The sequence below is a fragment of the Microbacterium sp. TS-1 genome (assembly GCF_000509385.1).
In the GTDB taxonomy this organism is placed as follows: Bacteria; Actinomycetota; Actinomycetes; order Actinomycetales; family Microbacteriaceae; genus Microbacterium; species Microbacterium arborescens.
The window spans coordinates 1,950,192-1,967,420 of the sequence record NZ_BASQ01000001.1 but is presented as its reverse complement, the minus strand read 5'-3'; the positions used below and the strand labels follow the sequence as shown (position 1 = coordinate 1,967,420).

The following is a 17,229-nucleotide window of genomic DNA, read 5'->3' as shown; positions in this document are numbered from 1 at the left end:
CTCCGGCTCAGGCGGCGACGAACGCCGTGCGTGCGAGCGTGATGCGGCGGTCGACGAGCGGGTAGACGAGATCGACGATCAGGTTGGCGACGACGAAGACGAGGGCGGCGAACACCACGACGATCTGCACGACCGGAACGTCGCGGTTGTTGACGGCGGTCACCACCAGGCGTCCGATGCCCAGCCGCGAGAACACGGTCTCGGTCACGACGGCCCCCGACAGCAGGCCGCCCACGAGCACGCCGCCCATCGTGAGGGTCGGGATGACGGCGTTGCGCAGCGCATGCCCGAACTGCACGCGGGTCTCGCCGGCACCCTTCGCGCGGACGACTTCGACGTAGGGCTGCGCGAGGGTCGAGCGCAGGCTCCGCGAGAGCAGCTGCGCGATGAACGCGCCCGAGGGGATCGCGATCGTCACGGCGGGCAGGACGAGACTCACGAAGCCGTCGTCGCCCATCGCCGGGAACAGGCGCAGCTGGAACGAGAACGCCTGCAGCAGCAGGAGACCGATCCAGAACACCGGAATGGAGACGCCGATCGGCGGAAGGGAGAACAGCAGGTTCCGCAGCCACGCGATGCGGGTGAGCGAAGCCGCGAGCGCGAGCACCGCACCCAGCGCGACGGACAGCACGAACGCGAAGCCGGTGAGGGCGAGAGTCGGAGGCAGCGCCTCGCCGAGCAGATCGGCGGCGGGGCGCCCGGTCTGCGTCGAGGTGCCGAAGTCGCCGACGAGCGCCCGCCCGAGTGCCGTGAGGTACTGCTCCCACAGGGGGCGGTCGAGCCCGAGCTCGGCGCGCAGCCGCGCCACGAGCTCCGGGTCGACCGCTTCCTGGTCGGCGCCGCCAGCGAACAGGGCCGCGGCGTCACCGGGCAGCAGATACAGGACGAGGAACGAGATCGTGTACGCCGCCCAGAGCACGACCAGTCCCTGCCCGACCCGACGCGCGATATAGGTGAGCCACATGATCACTCGGCGATCCAGGCGTCGTAGAAGTCGAGCCGGCTCGACGCCTCGAACTTCAGTCCCCGCACCTTCGAGGCCGCGGTGATGGTGGTCGACAGCTCGTAGATCGGGATGGTGATCCCCTCGGTGACGAGCGCGCGCGCCGCCTCGTCGACGACGGCCTGGCGCTGTGCGGCATCCGTGATCGCCGACTGCTCATCCAGCAGGTCGTCGACGGCGGTGCGCGTCGTGCGCCGGGTGTTGCCGGTCGGGTTGTCGGCCGTGAAGACGGTGCGCAGCACGTCGGGGTCGGACCGGGTCAGGTTGCCGTAGACGAAGTCGTAGGTGCCGTCGGCGGATGCCGCCTGCGAATCGGCGATGCTGGCGAACTTCAGCTGCAGGTCGACGCCGATCTCGCGCAGCTGCTGCTGGACGAGCTCGAGCACCTCCTTGGGCGACTGCCAGTACGTGACGAGGAAGCTGAGCTTCTCGCCGTCCTTCTCGCGGATGCCGTCGGCCCCGACCGTCCATCCGGCGTCGTCGAGCAGCTCGCCCGCGGCATCCGGGTCGTACTCCAGCACATCGCTCAGGTCGCTGAAGTACGGCGTCGACGAGGCGAGCGGCGACAGCGCCGGCTTGTCGTCGGGCCCGAGCAGGGTCGCGGTGATCTCGTCGCGGTCGATGCCCTTCTGGATCGCCAGGCGTACGTCGGCGTCGGCGAGCTTGGGCGTCGACTGGTTCGCGTAGAGGTTGTAGACGACGCCGGGGTTCGCGCGGTTCTCGCTCCAGAATCCGTCGCCCTCGAACAGCACGGCGTCGGTCGCCGAGATGCCGGTGGTCGCATCGATCTGTCCCGACTGCAGGCTGCCGGTGCGGTTGCCGGCCTCGGGCACCACGACGTACTCGATCGCGTCGAGGTAGGCCTCGCCCGTGTGGTCGTTGGTCGAGGGACCCCAGTCGTAGCCCTCGCGGCGTACGAGCGTCGCGCCCTGGTTGGGCGTGTAGCTCTCGACCGAGAACGGACCCGAGCCGACATATTCGCCGAGGCAGCGGTCGGCCTGGCTCACCGCGGCGGTCGCTGGGGAGAGCAGGCCGAGGCTGAACGTCGAGGTCGCCTGCAGGAACTGCGCGCTCGGACGCGAGAAGGCGATCGTCACGGTGCTGTCGTCGACGACGTCGATGCTCTCGAGGTCGGCGAGGTACGACGAGCCGAGGGGTGCCTTCGCCCCGAGCGCTCGGATCGCCTCGAAGTTCGTCTTCACCGAGGCGGCGTCGATCGGCGCGCCGTCGGCGTAGGTCGCTCCGTCGCGCAGCGTGAACGTGAAGCTCGTCGCGTCGGCGTTGACCTCGTAGTGCTCGGCGAGCCAGGGCAGGATCTCGCCCGTCTCGGCATCCTGCGTCGTCAGCGAGGCGACGGTCTGGCGGGCGATCGCGATCGCGTCGTTGTTGCCGACCTGCTGGGGGTCGATGCACTGGCTGTCGACGGAGATCGCGAAGGTCAGCGTGCCTCCCGAGACGGGCTCGCCGGACGGCGACGGGCTCGCTCCGGCGGTCGTCGAGCTGCAGGCGGACAGGAGGAGGGCGCCGGCGGCCGCGCCGACGAGGAGCACGGTTTGCGCGGCGCCGCGCAGCGCGCGCGAACGGGTGCGGATAGGGGAAGGTGTGCGGAGGAGAGGCATGCGTCCCAGGCTCGCGACCATCGTCGCGGCCGGCGCGCGGCCCCGTCACACAGCGGAAGACCCCGACACGCAGCGTCATCCGCCGGGGGGACACCTCAGGCGCGGTGGTGGCGGCCGAGGGGAGAGACGAGGGGCGCCCCGGAAGCGGGGTCGGGGATGACGATCGCGTCGATGCCGAAGACCTCGCGCACGAGGTCGGCGGTGACGACTTCGGCTGGGGCGCCCTCCGCGACGATGCGCCCGCCCGACATCGCGACGAGATGGTCGGCGTAACGGCACGCGAGCGACAGCTCGTGCAGCACCATCACGATCGTGGTGCCGCGCTGGTGGTTGAGGTCGACGAGCAGGTCCAGCACGTCGATCTGGTGGCTGATGTCGAGGTAGGTCGTCGGTTCGTCGAGCAGCATGACATCGGTCTGCTGCGCGAGGGCCATCGCGATCCAGACGCGCTGGCGCTGACCGCCCGAGAGGGTGTCGACGGAGCGGTCGGCGAGCTCGGCGACCCCCGCCGTGCGCATCGCAGCGTCGACGATCGCGTCGTCCTCGGATGCGCGTCGCCGCAGCCAGCTCTGATGCGGATACCGTCCGCGGGCGATGAGGTCGGCCACGAGGATCGACTCCGGCGCGACCGGCGATTGCGGCAGCAGCCCCAGCACACGCGCGACCTCCGCGGTCGGCCGCGAACGGATGTCGGCGCCGTCCAGCAGCACCGCGCCCGTGGTGGGCGTGAGCAGCCGGGCGAGAGCCCGCAGCAGCGTCGACTTCCCGCACGCGTTCGCCCCGACTATCACGGTGATCCGCCCGGGTGGCACGGCGAGCGACAGGCCGTCGACGATCGGGACTCCGTCGTAGCCGAGCGTGATCGCCTCGGCGCTGAGTCGGTGATCGGCGGTGGTCATCGGGTGCCTCCCGGTCGGGTGGGGTCGGAACGTGTCAGCAGCCAGGCGAGGTAGGGCGCGCCGATCGCGCCCGTCACGACCCCGACGGGAAAGGGGATGCCGGGTACCGCGTACTGCGCGATGAGATCCGCCGCGCTGACGAGGGCGGCGCCGACGGCGGCCGAGGCCACGAGCGAGATCGACCCCGGGCCCACGAGGCGTCGCGCGATCTGCGGCGCCATCAGGGCGACGAAGCCGATCGGTCCGCTCGCTCCGACGGCGATCGCGGCGAGGACGACGGCGGTGAGCAGCACACCGATCCGGACCCGCTGCACGCGCACGCCCAGGGCGGCGGCGGTCGCGTCGTCGAGCTCGAGCCCACGCAGACCCCGCACCTGCAGGACCAGCAGGGCGAACACGATGACCGCGACGGCCCCGCTCGTTCCGACGACGGCCCACGACGAGCCGCCCAGGCTGCCGACGAGCCACGTGTACGCGACGCTCACATCGCGGATCTCCGCACGGGTCAGCACGGTTCCGGTCAGCGCCGTCGCGAAGGCGGAGAACCCGACGCCGACGAGGATGAGCCTCATGCCGTGCAGCCCGCGGTTCCAGGCCAGGACGCCGATGAGCGCCGCGGCGACGACCGACCCGCCGGCGACGAGGCAGGTCAGTGCGATGCCGCTGACACCGAAACCGAGCACGGCGGCCACGCCGACGGTTCCGGCGGACGCCGTCACCCCCAGCACATCGGGGCTCGCAAGCGGGTTGCGCAGCACCGACTGGAAGACGGCCCCCGCGGCGCCGAGGCAGGCGCCGACGACGACGGCAGCGAGGGCGCGCGGCATCCGGAGCTCCCAGACGACGAGCGAGACGACCGGCTGGGCGCGGCCCGTGATCGCCTCGACGACCTCAGCCGGCGAGAGCGCCGCCGGTCCCAGCAGCAGCGCAACGGCGAACAGGGCGGCGACCGCGACGGCGGCGCTCGCCGAGACGATCACGACCCGGCGGGCAGCTGCTCGGCGGAGCGGCTGAGCGAGAGCTGCGGGAACCGCGCCCGTCACAGCCCCGCCATCCGACCCCGCCGCACGAGCGCGATGAAGAACGGTGCGCCGACCGCCGCGACCACGATGCCGACCTGCAGCTCGCCCGGTCGCGCGACGATCCGGGCGACGACGTCCGCCGTGACGAGGAGGACGGCGGCGGTCGGCGCTGCGAAGAGCAGGATCCATCGGTAATCCGGGCCCGCGATGCTGCGCACGGCGTGCGGCACGATCAGACCGACGAAGGCGATGGGACCCGCGACCGCCGTCGCGCCGGCTGCGAGCACGACCAGCGCGATCGCCAGAAGCAGGCGCGCGCGGTTCACCCGCAAGCCGAGGGCCGCGGCGGTCTCATCGCCGAGGGCGAAGAGGTTCAGCGTCCGACCCGACGCCAGCGCGACGGCGGCCGCGACGATCAGCACCGGCAGCACCGGAACGAGGACGTCGAGACCACGTCCGGCCAGGGCGCCGACCTGCCAGAAGCGCATGGCATCGAGCGCCTCGCGGCTGACGATGAGCACCGCCGAGACGAGCGAGAACAGCGCGGCGGACACGGCCGCTCCCGCGAGGGCCAGCTTGCCCGGGGTGGCCCCGTCGCGACCTCGCGACGACAGCACCCAGACGATGGCGGCGGCGATCGCCGCGCCGACGATCGCGAACCAGAGATACGAGCTCGGCCCGGTCGCACCGAAGACCGTGATGGCTGCGACCACCGCGAGGGCGGCTCCCTGATTGACGCCGAGGATGCCGGGGTCGGCGAGCGGGTTCCGGGTCACCCCCTGGGCGAGGGTGCCCGACAGCCCGAGCGCGGCGCCGACGATGATGCCGACGACCGTGCGCGGCAGACGTTTCTCGACGATCGCGATGTGCTCCGGATCGGCGGGGTCGTAGGCCGTCAGCGCATGCCAGACGGTGCCGAGAGGAATCTCGGACGTCCCGACCGCGAGGCTCGCGACGACGACGCCCCCGAGCGCGAGCGCGACTGCCGCCCCCGCCCAGACGCGCCGACGGGGCAGCGACCGCGGAGAGCGGCCCCTGCCCCGGGGAAGCGCGAGGGTGTCAGCCGACACGCTCGGCGACGGCGGCGAGCTGCGGAACGTACTGGTCGAGCATCCACGGGATCGACAGCACCGTGGGCGCGCTCGAGGCCATGACGAACGACTCGCCGACGATCGGGGCGAAGCGGTCCTCCTTCACCTGCGGCATGGCGGCGACGAGCGGGTCGGCGACGAACGCGTCCACGTCTGCCTGTGTGCCGAAGTAGGCCACGAGCACGTCGGACTCGAGGGCGTTCAGGTTCTCGAAGCCGAGCTGGTAGAAGTAGCTGTCGTCGTCGGGGGCGAGCGTCTCGACCGAGGGGGCGACCGTCATGCCCAGCTGGGTGAGCAGCTGTACGCGCGGGTCGTCATCGCGGAAGACGTTGAAGATCTCGGGCTGGTTGTTCGCTCCGTAGGCGAAGGACGTGCCTGCGAGCGCCGGATACTCGGCGGCGAGGTCGGCGATGTCGGCGTCGACCTGAGCGACCAGGTCGGCGGCCGCATCCGTCAGGCCCAGCGCCTGGCCGACGATAGCGGTCTGGTCCTCCCACGAGGTCGCCCAGCGCTGGTCGGGGTATGCGACGACGGGCGCCACCTTGCTGAGAGCGTCGTACTGCTCCTGTGTCAGCCCCGAGTAGGGCGCGAGGATGACGTCGGGGCGGGCTTCGACGAACTCTTCGATGTTCGGCTCGCCCGTGTCGCCGCCCGTCAGGAGCGTGGGGGTCTCGCCGCCGAGGTCCTCGATCGCATCGGCATCCCACGGGAGCACGCCGTCGACGCCGCCGTAGGCGAACGCGGGCATGGCGACCGGGACGACGCCGAGCGCGAGCACCGCGTCCTGCGCCGACCAGCCCCATGTCGCGATGCGCTCGGGCTTCTCGGGGATCACCGCGTCGCCCAGGGCGGACGTGACGGTGACGGGGAAGCCGGCAGCGTCGGAGCCGTCCGCGGCGGGTGCTGTGCTCGCGTTCTGGTCCGTGGGGGCGGAGCAGGCGACGAGGCCGGCTCCGGTGATGATGAGGGCGGTGACGGCCGCGGCGGCGCGGCCCCCCGGACGTGAGAGAGCGGTGTGCATGGGGATCCTGGCTGGAGAGGGTTGTGCGACCGGTGATCCGGCCGCACGTTAGGTTACCCTAACCAGCGGCGCGGCTGCGTCGAGAACGGTGGCGACGATGGCGCCGGCGGTGCGATCCGTCTGGCGGATCGAGAGCGCGTTCGACCCCGGGCGGGTGAAGGCGCCGCTCTCGGGCAGCGACGTGAACGGTCCGAGCGCGAAGACTGATGCCGTCGGCACGCCGTCCGCCGTCAGCACGCGGCCGTCGGCGTCGGTCAGCACCCGCGCCACCGAGCCCTGCTGCCGGGCGAGCGCGCGCAGCACGGGGTTCTCGCTGAGGGCGGCGCCGGGTCCGGGGACCCACGCGTCGACGAGGCTGCGGGCGACCGTCTCGCCCGGGACCCGCGGGCTCGAGGCGACGAAGCCGCGCTGCGGATCGATGCGGACACCGATCTCGGGTCCGAGGAAGCGGACGACCCCGGCATCCGCGAGGGCGAGGAGCTCCTCGAGGCGATGTGCGGGCGGGCCGCTCGCGACATAGCTGAAGAAGGTGTGCCACCGCCCCGGCAGCGACTGCGTGCGCGAGCGCTCGTTCCACCGCACCGCGGGGATCTCGGCAAGCGCGAGGAACGACAGCAAGGCGGCCAGGAAGACGCCCTGCGCGGCACTGCGCTTCGGCGACGTGCGCAGATGCAGGTCGGTGACGATGTGGGCGCGCACGCGGTCGTGCGCGTCCTCGCGATCGGTGAAGGTCTTCGCGGCCAGCGGGCGGTCGAGCGACGCGACGTCGAACCGGTCGAGCGGGTCGGGCACCGCCGCCGCGATCGCCTCCAGAAGCGCCGGGTCGTCCCACGCGTGCGACTGCAGCACCGCACGGAAGGTCGGCCAGTCGCCTACGACACGGTCGGGGTGGCCCGTGAACAGCTCGCGGTAGTGGCCGTGCAGCAGCTCGCCCGCGATGAGCGGCCAGACATCGGCCTCGAAGTCGATGAGACCGGGGCGGGCCACCAGCTCGGCGATCGCCGCGGGCGTCAGCACCTCGCGCTGCGGCGCGTCGCCCTGTATCGCCGACGACACCTTGGAACGGTAGGGCACACCCCGGCGCGACCCGAGATGCAGGCGGGGCTCACGCCCCGAGGCGACGTACCGCAGGGCGCCGCCGTCGTCGACGAAGCGTCCGCCACGGCCCTGAGTGAGCAGCACGACGAGGTCGACCGCGGCCAGCCCCATGCCCCGCACGATGACGTCGTCGCCGGCTCCGAGATGGGAGAGGTCGGCATCGGCGGTGAAAGCCGGCGGCACGTACTGCAGCCGTCCGCGGCGGGCTCCCGCGATGAGGTCGGCGGTGATGGCGTCCGGTTCGCGACCGGTGTGACCCAGCGCGAACACGACGCCGTCGGCCTCGAGCTCGAGGCCGCTCGACAGGGTCACGCGATTCTCCGGGCTCACGCTCGCGACGGTGTCGGGCCGCCAGCGCACCGTGACGCCGGTCGGCGCCTCGGCGACCGTGCGTCGGTAGAACCACTCCAGGTAGTAGCTGTGCAGCCGCCGCGTGGGAAAGCTGTCGCCGCGCAGCCCGCGTGCCTCGGCCGCGGCGACCTCGTCGTCGATCTCGATGCCTCGGCCGGTCGCGGTCAGCTCGCCGCTGCGCCAGAGCTCGGCCCACTCGATGAGCGAGGGCCCCGGGCGGATCGGGCCGTCGATCGTGCAGCTGTCGTCGGTGAAGACCGTCACGTCGCGCGCCATCGAATTGAGCTTCAGCAGCGGCGATTGCGCTCGCCGCCAGATCCGGCCGGCACCGGGGGGATGCGGGTCGATCAGCTCGACGTGCAGCCGCGGTGCACCGACGGTACGAGCGTCCGCCGTGCCCGCCGCGGCGCCGAACCGCGCGACGATCCGCTCGAGGAGCATGATCGCGCGCGGGCCGGCGCCCACGAAGACGAGCCGGTGGACGCTCACGCCGGTACGGATGCGGGGGCCGGAACCGCGGCCGGCAGCCCGAGCAGGTCGCGCAGCGTCGCACTCTCGTCGTACGAGTCGCGGTACGACCCGCGCTCCTGCAGGAGGGGGACGATGCGGGTGGCGAACTCGTCGAGCCCGTTCGGCGTCAGATGGCCGACGACGGTGAAGCCGTCGGTCGCCCGCTCCTGCACGTAGCGGTCGATCTCGCCCGCGATGTGCTCGGGCGTGCCGACGAACGTGTGCTTCGCCGTCAGCCGGATGACGAGCTCGCGCACGCTCAGACCCTCCGCCGCGGACAGGTCGCGCAACGAGGCGATGCGCGCTTGCACGGCCTTGTGGCGGTTGGCCCAGCCGCGTGCCGTCTCCGATCCGGTGTCGGGTTCGACGTCGGGCAGCGGGCCGTCGGGGTCGTAGCCGCTGAGGTCGCGACCCCAGACCTGCTCGAGGTAGGTCAGTGCCTGCTCGGGCCGCACCTGCTGAAGCGCGATCTCGCGCGACCGCTCGCGCGCCTCGGCATCCGTGTCGCCGATGACGAACGTCGCGGCGGGCAGGATCTTCAGCGAGTCCTCGTCACGACCCCAGGCGGCCAGGCGGCCCTTGACGTCGTCGTAGAACACGCGGGCCGCGTCGAAGTCCTGATGCAGCGAGAAGATCACCTCGGCGTGCTCAGCTCCGAAGTCGCGCCCGTCGGCGGAGTCGCCGGCCTGCACGATCACCGGGCGCCCCTGCGGCGAGCGGGGCACGTCGAAGAGGGCGTCGACATCGAACTGCGGGCCGGAGTGGCGGATGCGGCGCGGCAGCGCCTCGCCCTCGTCCCACGAGTCCCAGAGCTTCTTCGACAGCGCGGCGAACTCCTTCGCGCGCTCGTACCGATCGGCGTGGTCGAGAAACCCGCCGCGGCGGAAGTTCGCGCCGTGGAAGGCGTCGGAGCTCGTCACGGCGTTCCATCCGGCGCGGCCGCCGGACAGGTGGTCGAGCGTCGCGAGCTGGCGGGCGAGCTCGTACGGCTCGTTGAACGTCGTGCTCAGGGTGCCGACGAGACCCACGTGGTCGGTGACCGCCGTGAGCGCCGCGAGGATGGCAAGCGTGTTGGGGCGGCCGAGCACGTCGAGCTCGTGCACGTGGCCCTTGTGTTCGCGCAGCCGCAGCCCTTCGGCGAGGAACACGTAGTCGAAGAACCCGCGCTCGGCGGTGCGGGCGAAGTACTCGAACGCCGCGAAGTCGATCTGGCTGCCCGACGTGGGATCGGTCCAGACGGTCGTGCTGTTGACGCCGGGGAAGTGTGCGGCCAGGTGGATCTGGCGGGGCGAACGGCTCACAGGGCGACCTTCTCTCGTGCCGGGGCGGAATCGTGCGACGTGGTGGCGTACCGGCTGGCGGGCCGCGGCAGGCCGAGGCGGCCGCGCAGGGTGGCCGCGTCGTCGTCGCGCAGCACGCGGGTCGCGCGCAGCAGCGGAGCGAGCCGCTCCGCGATCGCGACGACGTCGTCGGGCTGACGTGCGGGACGCAGCCGCACGCCGTCGACGCCGGTCTCGGCGAGGGCACGGAGGTGCTCGGCGACCTCGGTCGGCGTTCCGGCGATGATCCGCGCGTCGGAGCGGAACTCGGCTCCGGCGAGGTCGTCGAGCCGCGCGAGCGCTTCGCGTGCGGCGGACGATGTCTCCTCGATCAGCACGATCACGTCGGCGAACACGCGCAGCCGCTCGGGAGAGCGGCGCAGCTCGGCGGCGGCGCCGTCGAGCTCGGCGAGGATCCCGGTGGCCGCGGCCTCGTCGTGGGGCGTGACGAACACGACATCGGCGTGCTCGGCAGCCAGTCGGAACGGCACCGTCTGATGCGCGAGCACCGAGATGATCGGGCGGCCCTGGGGTGACCGGGGCACGATCGACGCGCCGGTGATCGAGAAGAACTCGCCCGTGAACTCGATGTTGTGGATGCGGTCGGCGTCGACGAATCGGCCGCTCGCGGCATCCCGGATGATCGCGTCGTCCTGCCAGGAGTCCCACAGGCGTCCGATCGCGTCGGCGACCTCGCCCGCCTCGCGGAACCCGGTCTCGAGGTCGATCTCGTCGCGGCGCCCGAAATTCGCCCGCTCGGCTGCCGACCCGCCGACGACGAGGCGGACGCCCGCGCGGCCGCGGCTGGCGAAGTCGAGCGTCTGGATGCCGGTGGCCACATGGAACGGCTCGGTGTGCGTCGTCGTGACCGTCGGGATCAGGCCGATCCGGTGGGTGAGCGGCGCGAGCGCAGCGGCGAGCAGCACCGCATCGACGCGGCCGTGCAGGCGCTGCGGGTCGGGGGCGTCGGCGTTCTCGGAGCGATCGGTCAGGGTGAGCGCGTCTTCGATGGTCGCGAAGGTGACGCCCGCCCGGTCGAGGACGCGTACCTGCTCGGCCCAGTGACGCGGTGTGGTGAGCGCGCGTGGCGAGAGGCCCGCGGCGCGCCACGCGGCGGGGTGCCAGCCGGCCCGCTCGAGAGCGACGGCGAGATGGATGCGGTGAGACATGAGCCCACTGTCGACCTCGCCCTCGGCGCTGCCAAGGGCGCGCGTCATCCGGCGACACCTGTCGTAACCGGAGTTCGCGGCGGGAGCCCGGGTCAGGCGCTGCGGAGCCGATATCGCGTCGCGACGGCCCCGGAGCGGAACGCCGTGCGGTCCACGGGGTCGAGTTCGATCTGCCGTTCCATGCCCGCGAGCAGGGTCGGTCCGCGCCCCGCGACGACCGGCTGCACGAGGAACTCGAACTCGTCGATGAGGCCGAGGTTCGCCAGGGCGGTCGGCAGGGTCACGCCGCCGACCCAGAGCCCGGTGCCCGGCTCGGCCTTCAACGCGCGGACGGCTGTCTCGAGGTCGCCCGAGATCAGCTCGGCGTTCCAGTCGGGGTCCGCGAGAGTCGACGACACGACGAACTTCCGCGCGCCGTCGATGGCCTCGGCGAACCTGACCTCGGCGTCATCCATCCAGGCGGGCCACTCGCCCGAAGGCGGCCGCCGCCAGGCCGCCGCCATCATCGCGTACGTCACCCGCCCGAGCAGCAGCGCGTCGACGCCGGCCATCTGCGCTGTCCAGAAATCCATCGATTCCTCGTCGGGCGGCAGGCCCGCCTCGTGGTGGCAGCAGCCGTCGAGCGTCACATTGATCGAATACCGGAGAGGTCTCATGTCGCATCCCGCCTGCGGCGGATGACGCCGCGACGCCAGTCTGGACCTGCGGGCATCGATATGCGAGGAGTCCAGGCCAAAAGCACGGCGAAGACGACGCGCGTCGCGAGCAGGACCGCCCAGATGGCCTCCGCCGAGCCGGAACGCGTGACGGCGAGCAGCGTCAACCCAGGGCCGGCCACCGCCCCGTAAGCGATCCCGAGGGCGGGCAGCCCGGCCGCCGTCGACAGCGCGATCTTCCGGTAGGAGTAGAGAACGCCTGCCCACGGTTCGATGAGCAGCTGCACGGCCATCATCGCTATGAGCAGCCAGCCGAGCTGGTCGAAGACCGGTAGGGCGAGGCGCGAGATCGCGAGCGCCACCGCGATCGCCGCGAGCAGGACGAAGCAGTTCGTCTGGACCGTCGACAGACGCATGGCGTCCTCGCGCTCGCGCCCGCGCTCGGCGATGACGAATCGCGCCCCGACCACGCCGAACTGCTTCAACGGGACGATGACCGAGCGCATCACCGCCACCGAGAGCGCGACGACAGCGCCGTCTGCGGGGGAGTGCGCTGTGGCCACCAGGATCGCCGCGGTGAAGGCGACCAGGAAGACCAACCCGTCGACCGACGCAGCAGCACGCTCGCCGAGCGAGCGGACCACCGCGACGGGGTGCGCGAGAGCGTCTCGCGTCGCCGCCGCGAACATGGGCCACGAGATCATGTCCGCCCGCGCGAGCTGGGATCCTCGTACCAGCGCTCCCAGGATCGACGCGACCGACGTCGTGGCCCCCACCGCCGCGACGGCAGCAAGCGGTGAGGCGCCGAGCACGACGACGACCGCCGCGACGGCCGCTTTCACGAGCGTCCCGGTGACCGCGGTGATCAGGTTCGTGCCATCGCGGTGCAGCGCCTGGAACGCGCCGTTGAAGACGAAGCCGATCGGCGTGAGCACCGTCGCCGGGATGGTGGCGATCCAGTACGCGGCGAAGAACCCGCCCGCGTCCGAGCGGGAGAGCACCGGGCTGAGCAAGGCGATCGCGATCGATGCGAGCAGCAGGAGCATCGCTGCCCTGACGGAACCCGTCAGCTCGCCCTGGAGGGAGCGTCCCGCCGTGCGTGCACGAATGGTGGTGACCACGAAACCGGATGCCACGACCGTCACGATCGCGGCGGTCGAGCCGCCCAGCCCGATCGCCGCCTGCACGTCGTCGGAGTAGGCCGTCGCCATGATCAGCAGGATGACGACGCTGCCGATCCCCGGCAGGAACATCGCGGATGCCGCCAGAGCGGCCCGCCCCAGATAGTCGCGCCTCATGATGGGGCTCCTGTCCACGCCTCGATCGAGGCGGCCACCCGATCCGAGGCATCGAGACGCAGGGCGTTGAGGAGTGGGTACTCCTTCCAGCCGTGGTCCCCCAGCGCGGGCTCGGGGACGGAGCCCCGCCGGACTGTGATCGCGAAACTGTTCGACGCGTACATCACCTCCGCCTCGAGACGCTCGAGTGCGCGTCGCAGCCGATGGTGCAGCTTCCGCTGGCGTGTACCCACGTCGTGGGCGCGACGGCGAAGGTTGTCGCCATCGATGAATGCGTCCCAGACGGCGCACTGGAACACATCGAGCTCCATCGGGTTCGGCATGACGTGCGGTCCGGGTCCGCCATCGAGCAGAACGCCGAGACGGATGCCGGCCAGGCCCAGCGATTTCGACGCGCTGACGATCACCGGCGCGTCGGTCAGGCGCAGCAGGGGTGCGAGCCCGGCGACGCCGTCGGGGTCGAGAAGCGAGAATGTCGCGTCGACAACGGCTTGGGCGCCCCTTCCCGCCAGCGCCCGGAGGAGATCGCCGGCATCCGCCGTCGCGATAGGCGACGACGGCGTCGTGATGACGACGAGGTCGCCGCGGCGCGACCCCGCGAGATCGTCGAGGTCGGCGTACGTGAGGAGCGGGATGCGGCAGGATGACGCGACGCGAGCGAATCCGGGGTACCCGTGCGCCGGGACCCACAGTCGTTCGGGCGCCCGGTGCTCGATCAGGCATTTCAGCGCGGCTTCCGCGCCGCGGTGGAGCGACCCGCGCCGGTCGCCCCCGGGGTCGAGCCTGAGACGCTCCGCGAAGTCTCGGGCTGCTTGCCGTCCGTCGAGGCCGACGTAGGTGTTCCAGCGCGAGAGGCGCACCCGCTCGAGGACCTCGGCTTTCCAGGCGACATCGACATCACGGTCGTGCGTTGCGAACGACACCCGCGAGGGCGGGCTCAGCGCGTAGTCCGGATTCACGCGGCCAGGAGCATCTCGAGATCGTCGTGCGCGAGGATGCGCCATGGTGAGTCCGGCGGCAGTGCTGCCTCGGGCTGAGCGGATGCCGCGACTGCGTTGATCTCGTCGAGCGTCATTCCGAGCTCGGAACGCAGGAACCCGACCACTGTCCAGTGCTCCGCACGCTCCGGATCGAAAGGCCCGAAGCTGTGCACGTAGTCCGGGACCCAGCGGAGGAACTCGGCGACGAACTCCCGCTCTCCCGTCCGCGCGGCGTATGCGTCCGGCGTGATCGAGGCGTGGTGAACGTACCTGCCACCCGGCAGGGCTTCGCACAGGGCGAAATATGGGCCTGTCTGCACGATGAGCTCGTGCCAGACCTCGTCGACTTCCGGAGTGACGACTATTCGTCGCCCGCTGGTGCCCGACATGATCGCGAGGTATTTCAGGCACTCGATGATATGTCGGTCGGTGCAGGCCAGTCCTTTTTCGTCGACACGGCTGCGAACCGTCTCGACGTAGTTCCTCGTGAGCATGAGTCGCCTCTCCTTCATTTGCGGCACGGAGGGCGGCGGGTGCGCTCTCGGTCCGCCCCGCCGCCCGGTGTGATCACTTCGGTTCGTCGATCACTGCGCAGCAGTCCATGTGGACCTGCTTCAGCTGATCCAGGTGTCGCGCTTCGATGAGGTCAGCGATGGCATCCATGCTCGCTCCTTTCTGCCGATATCCGGCCTCGGAGTTTTCGGAATAAGACGCACATTTTGCGCCCCGTGGTGCGGGAATTTACCGGCGTCGGGATATGCCCTCAATGGGCCGCTGGTGTTCTCGGCCACTTTTGGCGGGTTTTCATTGTCGGTGGCGCCCGCTAGCGTCAGATGGGTGGATCTCCAGCGCGCCGTAGACCTCGCCATCGCCCTCGCACGGGAGGTCGGTGACTTCGCCGTCGCAGAGCGGGCGACCGCCCGCGTCCACGCGAAGGGCGACCGCGCCGACCTGGTGACGCACGTCGATCGCGAGGCCGAGCGCCGGATCGTCGCGGCCCTCCGTCGCGAGTACCCGGACCATGCGATCCGCGGCGAGGAAGGCGGCGAGCAGGGCGCGGAAGGCAGCGAGTGGCGCTGGCTGATCGACCCGCTCGACGGCACGCACAACTACGTGCTGGGACTCGACGTGTACGGCGTCTGCATCACGCTCTGCCACCACGAGCGACCGGTCATGGCTGTCGTGCACGATTCACCGCGCCACCGCACCTTCTGGGCTATCGAGGGCCGCGGGGCGTTCTCCGCCGGCGCTTCCCCGGAAGCCGGAGTCGCGGCGTCCCGCCTCGCCATCGACGGAGCAGGAGAGCTCTCGCACGCGACCGTCGCGTTCACGCAGGGTTACGGCGTCGGTCATGACGACCCGCGCCGCAACCAGCTGTTCGACCGCCTCGAGCGCCGCGCGAAGCGGGTGCTGCGCAGCTGGGCTCCGTCGTCCGACTGGGCGCTGCTCGTGACGGGCGGGCTCGGCGCCCTCGTGGCCTACCGCAACGAGATCTGGGACCTCGTCGGCGGCGCGCTCATCGCGACCGAGGCGGGAGCGGCATCCTGGACCTCCGCAGACGGCGACCTGGTCATCGTCGGCCGGCCGGATGTCGTCACAGCGCTGCGCGAGCTCGTCACTCGCTGACCGGCACGACGATCGGCAGTTCGCGGACGGGCACGAGCACGATGTCCTGCACCTTCCAGTCGAGCTCGACGCAGCCTTCGCGGGCAGCCTCCAGCTCGTCGAGGCTCGGCATGCGCCCGTCGCGCGGCACGACGAACGACTCGACGTGGAACACGTGCCCCTCGTCGCGCACCCGGCTGCCGACAGCCGACACCCAGGGCAGACCTGCGAGGTACGCGTCGATCTCGCCTGCGAGCGGATGGGGCTCGGCCTCGTCGAACGTCGTGGCGCGCGCGTCCATGAGATCGACGATCGCGGCCCGCAGGTTCTTCAGTCCGTCGCGCAGGATGCCCGACGCGATGAACAGCGCCGCCGCCGCGTCGAGCCACCACAACCCGAGCCCGATGCCGGTGACGCCGACGATCGAGCCGACGGCCGTCATCCAGTCGGCTTTGTTCATGTCGGCATCCGCGTAGAGCACCTTGTTGTGCAGCTCGCGCGCCAGCTTGAGCTTCGCGCGCCCGAGGAGGACGGGCGGCACGGCGGTCATCGCCATGACGCCGATCATGAGCCACCCGAGCCAGATCGACGCGCCGAACAGCTCGACCGTCCCGATCGTCGGGTGTTCGCCGCTCAGCAGCCCGATCCCCGACTCGACGATCAGGTAGGTGCCCATCGTGGTCAGGGCCACGGCCGCGACCAGGTGGCCGACCCCGACCGAGCGGTGATAGCCGTACGGATGCTGGAGCGTCGGCCGCCGACGGTTGACCCGGATAGCGATGAGGAACGCCAGCGGCGGGATGAACGACAGCAGGTCCTCGATCCACGCCGCCTTCATCGCCTGCGAATTGCCGAGCACGAGGAAGACGAGGGTCACCGTCACCGCGAGGAACCCGATGGTGATCCACTCGAGCCGCACCGCGCGGCGCAGCACCTCGACCTGACGTTCCGGCAGCTCGGTCTGCCCGAACCGCACCTCCGACCGGTTCACAGCTCGCCCGCCTTCGCCCGCTCCGAGAGGAACGTCTCGAGGCGCGAGAGGAACGCGTTCTCGCCGAGCGGCACGAGCATGACGACCTTGAGCGTGCTGCCGTCCTTCGCCGTCGCTTCGGCGTAGGGGCGGGTGACCCCCGCCTTGTCGGTCCACGGCGTCTGGTCGGTGATGCCGCCGGCGATGAGGTCGAGCCCGCCGTTCTCGAGCTCGCGCACCAGCGCCTCCTCCGACCCGACGGTCCATTCCACGTCGGCGTCGAGTGACTCGGCAAAGGCTCGGATCGCGTCCGGCTCGCTGCCCCGCGGCTCGTCGCCGTCGACCTGCACCCACTCATCGTCGGGGGAGACCCCGGCCCGCAATGTGCCGCCCTCGACCGAGGCGAGCGTGCCCGACGGGTCGGTGGGGATCGATAGCCCGCACCCCGTGAGCGCGAACGACGATGTCAGCAGCAACAGGACCGCGCCGACCGCTGCGGCGAGCCGGTGGTGCATGAGACCTTCCTCCTTGCGTGTCTGATCGATACATCCGATCTGCGCCATCACCCTGGCGCGCGCGCCGCGATCTCCGTAAGGGGGTTGCGTCCGTGTCGATAGG

At 71.3% G+C, this 17,229-nt stretch carries 16 protein-coding genes; 1 reads left to right on the top strand and 15 read right to left on the bottom strand.

Annotation, left to right across the window (positions count from 1 at the left end):
- Positions 1-7: 7 nt before the first annotated feature.
- The 13 genes from MTS1_RS09115 to MTS1_RS09055 all read right to left on the bottom strand — a co-directional run bounded on the left by MTS1_RS09115 (position 8) and on the right by MTS1_RS09055 (position 14,530).
- Positions 8-964 (bottom strand): ABC transporter permease, encoded by a 957-nt coding sequence (locus MTS1_RS09115; protein WP_036305367.1) that lies wholly within the window; start codon positions 962-964, stop codon positions 8-10.
- Positions 965-966: 2 nt separating this feature from the next.
- Positions 967-2,622: an ABC transporter substrate-binding protein gene (locus tag MTS1_RS09110; RefSeq protein WP_233494913.1), complete on the bottom strand. Its 1,656-nt coding sequence runs from the start codon at positions 2,620-2,622 to the stop codon at positions 967-969.
- A gap of 95 nt (positions 2,623-2,717) precedes the next feature.
- Positions 2,718-3,521, bottom strand: coding sequence for an ABC transporter ATP-binding protein (locus tag MTS1_RS09105; RefSeq protein WP_023953288.1), 804 nt, complete (start codon positions 3,519-3,521; stop codon positions 2,718-2,720).
- On the bottom strand, positions 3,518-4,564 hold the full coding sequence (locus MTS1_RS09100; RefSeq protein WP_023953287.1) for an iron chelate uptake ABC transporter family permease subunit: 1,047 nt from the start codon (positions 4,562-4,564) through the stop codon (positions 3,518-3,520). The genes MTS1_RS09105 and MTS1_RS09100 overlap by 4 nt, the downstream gene beginning before the upstream one ends.
- Complete coding sequence (locus tag MTS1_RS09095) at positions 4,561-5,613, bottom strand: iron ABC transporter permease (protein WP_023953286.1); 1,053 nt, start codon at positions 5,611-5,613, stop codon at positions 4,561-4,563. The genes MTS1_RS09100 and MTS1_RS09095 overlap by 4 nt, the downstream gene beginning before the upstream one ends.
- Positions 5,603-6,655, bottom strand: coding sequence for an iron-siderophore ABC transporter substrate-binding protein (locus MTS1_RS09090; RefSeq protein ID WP_023953285.1), 1,053 nt, complete (start codon positions 6,653-6,655; stop codon positions 5,603-5,605). Before MTS1_RS09090 ends, MTS1_RS09095 begins: the two co-directional genes overlap by 11 nt.
- A 48-nt stretch (positions 6,656-6,703) precedes the next feature.
- On the bottom strand, positions 6,704-8,593 hold the full coding sequence (locus MTS1_RS09085) for an FAD/NAD(P)-binding domain-containing protein (RefSeq protein ID WP_023953284.1): 1,890 nt from the start codon (positions 8,591-8,593) through the stop codon (positions 6,704-6,706).
- The gene (locus tag MTS1_RS09080; RefSeq protein ID WP_023953283.1) at positions 8,590-9,915 is read right to left on the bottom strand and encodes an NtaA/DmoA family FMN-dependent monooxygenase; all 1,326 of its coding nucleotides are present in this window, start codon (positions 9,913-9,915) and stop codon (positions 8,590-8,592) included. Before MTS1_RS09080 ends, MTS1_RS09085 begins: the two co-directional genes overlap by 4 nt.
- The gene (locus MTS1_RS09075; protein WP_023953282.1) at positions 9,912-11,150 is read right to left on the bottom strand and encodes an LLM class flavin-dependent oxidoreductase; all 1,239 of its coding nucleotides are present in this window, start codon (positions 11,148-11,150) and stop codon (positions 9,912-9,914) included. The genes MTS1_RS09080 and MTS1_RS09075 overlap by 4 nt, the downstream gene beginning before the upstream one ends.
- A 44-nt stretch (positions 11,151-11,194) precedes the next feature.
- Positions 11,195-11,758: a dihydrofolate reductase family protein gene (locus tag MTS1_RS09070; RefSeq protein WP_023953281.1), complete on the bottom strand. Its 564-nt coding sequence runs from the start codon at positions 11,756-11,758 to the stop codon at positions 11,195-11,197.
- Positions 11,755-13,056, bottom strand: coding sequence for a hypothetical protein (locus MTS1_RS09065; protein WP_023953280.1), 1,302 nt, complete (start codon positions 13,054-13,056; stop codon positions 11,755-11,757). Before MTS1_RS09065 ends, MTS1_RS09070 begins: the two co-directional genes overlap by 4 nt.
- Entirely contained in the window at positions 13,053-14,015 is a 963-nt protein-coding gene (locus MTS1_RS09060; RefSeq protein WP_023953278.1) for an aminotransferase class I/II-fold pyridoxal phosphate-dependent enzyme, read from the bottom strand. Before MTS1_RS09060 ends, MTS1_RS09065 begins: the two co-directional genes overlap by 4 nt.
- Complete coding sequence (locus MTS1_RS09055; RefSeq protein WP_023953276.1) at positions 14,012-14,530, bottom strand: hypothetical protein; 519 nt, start codon at positions 14,528-14,530, stop codon at positions 14,012-14,014. The genes MTS1_RS09060 and MTS1_RS09055 overlap by 4 nt, the downstream gene beginning before the upstream one ends.
- 343 nt (positions 14,531-14,873) lie before the next feature.
- Here MTS1_RS09055 and MTS1_RS09050 point away from each other — a divergent pair, with 343 nt between their 5' ends.
- Positions 14,874-15,662, top strand: a complete 789-nt coding sequence (locus MTS1_RS09050) for an inositol monophosphatase family protein (RefSeq protein ID WP_023953274.1) — start codon at positions 14,874-14,876, stop codon at positions 15,660-15,662.
- Here the strand turns inward: MTS1_RS09050 and MTS1_RS09045 are convergent.
- Together MTS1_RS09045 and MTS1_RS16835 are read right to left on the bottom strand one after the other, a co-directional pair.
- Positions 15,652-16,632, bottom strand: a complete 981-nt coding sequence (locus MTS1_RS09045; protein WP_036304720.1) for a cation diffusion facilitator family transporter — start codon at positions 16,630-16,632, stop codon at positions 15,652-15,654. The two genes, MTS1_RS09050 and MTS1_RS09045, sit on opposite strands and share 11 nt — an antisense overlap.
- Positions 16,629-17,126, bottom strand: a complete 498-nt coding sequence (locus MTS1_RS16835; protein WP_023953270.1) for a transporter substrate-binding domain-containing protein — start codon at positions 17,124-17,126, stop codon at positions 16,629-16,631. Before MTS1_RS16835 ends, MTS1_RS09045 begins: the two co-directional genes overlap by 4 nt.
- Positions 17,127-17,229: the final 103 nt, after the last annotated feature.

Bases quoted from the DNA above. Each gene is read 5' to 3' on its own strand.
- MTS1_RS09115 (WP_036305367.1), bottom strand. From the start codon at position 964: ATGTGGCTCACCTATATCGCGCGTCGGGTCGGGCAGGGACTGGTCGTG.
- MTS1_RS09110 (WP_233494913.1), bottom strand. From the start codon at position 2,622: ATGCCTCTCCTCCGCACACCTTCCCCTATCCGCACCCGTTCGCGCGCG.
- MTS1_RS09105 (WP_023953288.1), bottom strand. From the start codon at position 3,521: ATGACCACCGCCGATCACCGACTCAGCGCCGAGGCGATCACGCTCGGC.
- MTS1_RS09090 (WP_023953285.1), bottom strand. From the start codon at position 6,655: ATGCACACCGCTCTCTCACGTCCGGGGGGCCGCGCCGCCGCGGCCGTC.
- MTS1_RS09075 (WP_023953282.1), bottom strand. From the start codon at position 11,150: ATGACGCGCGCCCTTGGCAGCGCCGAGGGCGAGGTCGACAGTGGGCTC.
- MTS1_RS09070 (WP_023953281.1), bottom strand. From the start codon at position 11,758: ATGAGACCTCTCCGGTATTCGATCAATGTGACGCTCGACGGCTGCTGC.
- MTS1_RS09065 (WP_023953280.1), bottom strand. From the start codon at position 13,056: ATGAGGCGCGACTATCTGGGGCGGGCCGCTCTGGCGGCATCCGCGATG.
- MTS1_RS09055 (WP_023953276.1), bottom strand. From the start codon at position 14,530: ATGCTCACGAGGAACTACGTCGAGACGGTTCGCAGCCGTGTCGACGAA.
- MTS1_RS16835 (WP_023953270.1), bottom strand. From the start codon at position 17,126: ATGCACCACCGGCTCGCCGCAGCGGTCGGCGCGGTCCTGTTGCTGCTG.